The 331-nt window shown below is 52.6% G+C and carries 1 protein-coding gene; it reads right to left on the bottom strand.

All coding sequences use genetic code 11. The features are described 5' to 3' along the window. Positions 1–331: transposase (locus P5674_RS26215; RefSeq protein WP_315670524.1), on the bottom strand; the 331-nt coding region annotated here is incomplete at both ends.

Genomic DNA, 331 nt, shown 5'->3' with positions numbered 1-331 from the left:
CTCTCAGCCAGCTTTCTGGATGTGGCATTCCTGGCAGCCTTGAGCGCCGCCCCAGAAACTTTGTTCCCTTTGTGGTATGCTCTAGTTACCCAATAAACTCTAAGCGAATGAGCCTCTGGAGATTTTGGTAGGCAATCGTAGGGGGTTGTCGCGATCGCACCTTCGCCCGGTTTCTGTTCACGATGAGTCCCCCTCTCGACTGCCCGAACAACAAACTGATGCAACACCGATCGCGCCTCTTTGCTTCCTGTGAAACTACTCCGAGTGTCAGCCTTTCCAGATTGCACTTGAGTAGCCCCCAAACCACAAAGCTGTCGAAATCGTCTCATAG

It is taken from the genome of Limnospira sp. PMC 289.06 (assembly GCF_032350395.1).
GTDB classification, from domain to species: domain Bacteria; phylum Cyanobacteriota; class Cyanobacteriia; order Cyanobacteriales; family Microcoleaceae; genus Limnospira; species Limnospira platensis.
This window is presented reverse-complemented; position numbering and strand designations above follow the sequence as displayed.